This is a genomic window from Wolbachia endosymbiont of Drosophila leontia, assembly GCF_028981785.1.
Lineage (GTDB): Bacteria > Pseudomonadota > Alphaproteobacteria > Rickettsiales > Anaplasmataceae > Wolbachia > Wolbachia pipientis.
The window spans coordinates 1-4,898 of the sequence record NZ_JAPQLK010000007.1 but is presented as its reverse complement, the minus strand read 5'-3'; the positions used below and the strand labels follow the sequence as shown (position 1 = coordinate 4,898).

The 4,898-nt window shown below is 37.2% G+C and carries 5 protein-coding genes and 1 pseudogene; 2 read left to right on the top strand and 4 right to left on the bottom strand.

The genetic code is table 11. The annotated features are described in order from the left end of the window. A partial coding sequence (locus tag OZD63_RS00210; protein ID WP_274979842.1) for a group II intron maturase-specific domain-containing protein occupies positions 1–522 on the top strand: 522 nt, incomplete at its 5' end. A gap of 235 nt (positions 523–757) precedes the next feature. Next, positions 758–1,054: a TomO hydrophobic C-terminal domain-containing protein gene (locus tag OZD63_RS00205; RefSeq protein WP_274979841.1), complete on the top strand. Its 297-nt coding sequence runs from the start codon at positions 758–760 to the stop codon at positions 1,052–1,054. On the opposite strand, the gene OZD63_RS00200 is transcribed toward OZD63_RS00205, so the two are convergent. The 4 genes and pseudogenes from OZD63_RS00200 to OZD63_RS00185 all read right to left on the bottom strand — a co-directional run. Continuing rightward, positions 999–1,922, bottom strand: a complete 924-nt coding sequence (locus tag OZD63_RS00200) for a tyrosine recombinase XerC (protein ID WP_274979840.1) — start codon at positions 1,920–1,922, stop codon at positions 999–1,001. The genes OZD63_RS00205 and OZD63_RS00200 overlap by 56 nt on opposite strands. 2 nt (positions 1,923–1,924) lie before the next feature. Continuing rightward, positions 1,925–3,304 carry a dihydrolipoyl dehydrogenase gene (gene lpdA / locus OZD63_RS00195; protein ID WP_275007767.1) on the bottom strand — a complete coding sequence of 460 codons (1,380 nt, stop codon included), beginning with the start codon at positions 3,302–3,304 and terminating at the stop codon, positions 1,925–1,927. Next, entirely contained in the window at positions 3,297–4,391 is a 1,095-nt protein-coding gene (locus tag OZD63_RS00190) for an outer membrane protein assembly factor BamB family protein (RefSeq protein ID WP_274979838.1), read from the bottom strand. The genes lpdA and OZD63_RS00190 overlap by 8 nt, the downstream gene beginning before the upstream one ends. A 408-nt stretch (positions 4,392–4,799) precedes the next feature. Further along, positions 4,800–4,898: pseudogene (locus OZD63_RS00185) on the bottom strand (IS5/IS1182 family transposase); the annotation flags it as partial.

The following is a 4,898-nucleotide window of genomic DNA, read 5'->3' as shown; positions in this document are numbered from 1 at the left end:
AGGTTACAAGAAGAATTAGCAAAACTAGAAGTAGAAGTAAATAAAGAAAAGACAAAGGTAGTCAATCTAAAAGAAAAAGAGACATTCAGTTTTCTAGGATTTGATTTTCGAGAGAAAATTACAAAACAAGGAAAGTGGAGGGTACAAATAACACCAAAGATGAAAACACGGACAACCTTACTTCAAAAACTGAAGGAAGTATTCCGTAGCTATAAATCACAACCAATAGGAAAGGTGATCCAAATCATTAATCCAATATTGAGAGGGTGGACAAACTACTTTAGGATAGGAAACTCAGGTCGAAGCTTTAAATACATAAAACAATGGGTAGAGAAGAAAGCAAGACGCAATCTGATGCAAGCCAGAAAAGCAAAAGGATTTGGCTGGAAAAGGTGGAGTAGCAAATGGATATACGAGACTCTTGGTCTATATTCGGACTATAGAATAAGATATTACGTCCCGAAAGCCTTACCAGCACAATATGCTATAAACTTTGGTAAAGAATCTACTAGGAAAGCGTAGTGCGGGAAAACCGCATGCTGCGTTGATGAGGCGGAAGCTGGAAACGTAAACACGGGAATTTTGGATTGAGGCCCAGGATGAAAATAATGGATCAGCCACCAAACCCTAAAGAGGCGCGCCAGTTCTCGACCCTACAGGTTTTAAGGAGTTTGCACAGGAACCTGTAGATGAACTTGAAAAGGTAAAAGCTCAGCGTAATGATCTAAATAGTGAAGTAACTCGACTTAATAGAATTGTGTATGGAAGAGCAGACGACATTTCTCCTGGTAGAAAACAAAGCAACTACGCTTCTGCTTCTTTTGTGTTGTCTGGAGCGTTTGCTGTTGGTGTATGTTTAGCAGTTTTATACGATTATCCAGGGATAATAAGTGCTTTCTTTACAGCAGTTGCACTGGTTCTTTTTTTAGTAGGATATTATTTATGTAAAGCGGATGAACGAGATATAGGACCTGGTAGTGCCACAGACAATCCTCAAGTTACAAGGGTTTTGACTTTTTCTCCAAACTCTGCTGAAAATTCTTATACATATTAAAAACATCTTGATAATTGAGGTGAGTGTAAACTTGAGTAGTTTCCAGGCTTGAGTGGCCAAGCAGTTGTTGTATTGATCTTATGTCAATATCTTCCTGAAGCAAATGAGTAGCAAAACTATGGCGAAATGCATGTGGAGATAAAATTTCTGGTAAATTTAACATTCTCCTTATTTTTTGCAAACGATTAGCCACATAAGTTCTTCCCAATTTTTTTCCTCTTACTCCCACAAAAAGATGTTGTGCTTCATCAAGGTAAGGACAGGCTTTTACATATTCTTGTATACATTTTTTTACTACTGGGAGAATGAATACCTGCCTTTGTTTATCTCCTTTACCTGTTACTATTAAACTTTCATTGTTAATATTACTAACCCTAAGGTTCAACGCTTCACTGATTCTTAAGCCTGTACCATATAGCAGGACGATAATCGCAATTTCTCTTTTTACCACCCAAGGTTCGCCCAGGTCGGATAGTTTCATTTCTTTCAATAAAGTTTTTATATTAGGTATTGATAATGCTTTGGGCAGAGTTCTTCTCTGAATTGGCCTTGATAAGGAAAATACAGCTTCATTGTCTATATTGTGGTTGTTTTTTATGTACTTGAAGAAATTTCTGATTACTGAGAGTGCTCGAGTGTTGGATCTTGCATTTACACCTCTTGCGTAACGAGAGGTAAGCCAACTTCTTAACTCAGGTATGCTTAAATTTTTCAGAGTACCAACATTTACTTCTCCACCAATGTGAGTATTTAGGAAACTTATAAGATCCTTCAAGTCCCTCATGTATGATTCCAAAGTGTTTGGTGAATAAGATCTGTTGCACCTCAGCCACTCATACCATTTTTCAATGATTGAACCGAGGTCCACAATTATTTTTTAAAGAAAGCATCGATGCACGCATCTCGAAAGGCTTCATTTATATCGGGATGAGAGTGACAAATTCTGTATATATCCTCTGCTGCTGCGCCATATGCCATTGCAACCGCTGCTTCATTGATTAGCGTATCAGCGTATGCTCCTATGATATGCACACCTAGTATTGTATCTGCTCTGCTACAAGTCAGCACTTTCACGAATCCTTCAGCATCATCAGTGATTTTTGCTCTGCCGTTTGCAGCAAATTGACACTTACCCACTTTGTATTCACGGCCAGCATTTTTGAGTTCCTCTTCTGTTTTACCAATCGAGGAAACCGCAGGGTGAGTGTAAATGACAGATGGTATAATTCCATAATCAACGTGAGGTACTTGCCCAGCGATTATCTCTGCAACTGCCACTCCTTCTTCCTCTGCTTTATGAGCAAGCATTGCTCCACCGATCACATCACCAATAGCAAATATTCCTTTCACATTAGTTTCATATCTGTTGTTAACTTGAACGAAACCGCGATTATCTTTTTCTATTTTTTCATCAATACCAAGATTCTCAGTGCATGGTTTGCGTCCTGCTGCCACCAATACCTTATCCGCCTCTATAGTGTTTGTTTGATTATCTTTTACAGAACAAACTTTCACACTCAAAGAGTTACTACTTTGTTTTATCTCCTCAACTTTAGTGCTAAGTAAAAATTTTATTCCTTGTTTTTGTAGACTAGAAAGTAGAGACTTACTTAATTCTCCATCCATTGCTGCAGCGATTCTGTCAAAAAATTCTACTACAGTGACTTCAGACCCTAGCCTCCTCCATACAGAAGACATTTCAAGCCCTATTGCCCCGGCTCCGATTACGACAAGTTTTTTTGGCACTTCAGTTAAAGATAATGCACCAGTTGATGAAATAATACTTTTCTCATCGATATTAATTCCTGGCAAAGAAATAACGTCAGAACCGGTTGCAATTACTATATTTTTTGTCTTCAGCACCTTACCTTCAACTGAAACTTCAAGATTACCTTGGTCAAAAGAAGCAAGCCCATTGATTTTAGTGATTTTGTGAAGGTTAAACAGATATTCTATACCTTTTCCAAGTTCCTGAACTCTGGCGTCCTTATAGCCTAGCATTTCTTTTAAGTCGAAACTTGCGTCCTTAATTTTTATGCCAAACTTCGACAGATCATTTTTCGTGTGAGCATACTGATAGGAAGAATGGAGCAATGCTTTGGAGGGTATGCACCCAACCCGCAGGCACGTACCACCAAAAATGCTATTTTTATCTATGCAGGCAACTTTCAATCCAAGTTTTGCAGCAGCGATAGCACACTTATAGCCTCCTGGGCCACCACCTATAACAATTAAATCATAATCAGTCATAAAAAACAAACCTATTTTCTAAAGAATAAACACCTTTTCCCTCAGTTGTTACATATATCTTATTGCGAGTAAACACTGGAGTGTGAAACACATTACCAGGTACTTTGACTACCTTTCCTGCACTTTCAGATCCCGGAAAAGCAAACATTGAACCTTTATTGCTTGTCACCCACAGTGTATGGGCATGCATAATTGGAGCAAACAATTGCGTATTTTCTATTAAATCAGATGCCCAGACTGTTTCTCCATTTTTTATATCCAGGCCAATTATTTTATCGTCTTTAGTAACTATAAAAATTCTTCCGCCTTCTTTTTGTTTCTCTGCAGGAATAAGAGGACTGTAATATGATTCAATGTCTGATACACTTTTTACTTGCAGTGACTTTGACCATAAAATATTTCCTGATTTTACGTCAATACCATAAATATAAGAATTATTTGTAGCTATTAGAGTATCGCCAAGCACTCTCGGTGTAGTAGTTACATCTGTGAGCTGTGTAGCCAATTTTTGGCTCCACAATTTTTTACCGTCTTCATTAAAAGCTATTAACTCACCATTTGAAAATGGTGCTATTATTTTATCATTAGAAATTGCTGGCGATATGGAATACAAACCTCGAACCTCATTGATGCCGTTTTGATAAGTCCAAACGAAGCTGCCATCTTTTATATCAAACACGTACAGATAATTATCAATAGTCAATACTACCAATTTATTGTTTATTACTGCTGCTTTCCCTCTTACTGGAGCTCTCAATTCTTTTTCCCACTGAATCCCGCCAGTTTTTGCATCTATTGTGTGTAGAACGTTATCCACTATAAAGAAAACGTTTCCTCTGTGACGCAATAGGCTCATGTTACTAATTTTTTTTCTGTGTGAGAGGTGTAATTTCCAATTCATAGCCTTTGAGTTATCAATATCAAAGGAATATAAAGCGCCGTGCTTGTCTGATAAAATAACGCTATTTTCTGTAAGCACTGGAGCTACATATCCTTGAGATAGTTTTTTATCCACTAGACTTATTCTCTCGCTTGCCATTGTGTAACTGCTACACAATAACATTATCATGACAATTATTACTTTCATTATTTATTGAAAACAAGATTCATTAATATACATCTTAAGAACCTTAATTACAACGGAAATGTTCTTGCTGCATGTTAAAAACGTTGATTTATGAACGAAATATTATATTATTATGTGAGATAATGTATACTCTTAGAGGTAGTACACCTCATCCACTATGCGGCAACGTGCATAGCTGTACGAACATTGAGATATAAAAGTAATTTATACCAAGAAGAAAGATGTCATCCAAATAGCCTCTTTTCCTGTCATCCCAGTGCTTGACACTGGGATGGCCCTGTTGCATCGCAACTGAAAAAATCTGGTGGCTACTGACAAAATTCATTATAAAATAGCCATTTAACCGCTTAAGGAAAAATATGCCACAAAAAATGAGAGTTAGTAACTGCCATGAATATAAGAACCTGTTTAAAATCTTCGTAATAGGAGAGAAATGGAGGAAAGGACAATCATTTGCAAGCTGGTGTTGAGTTTACGTTCGCAATTTTTCCACAATCTTCTACATTT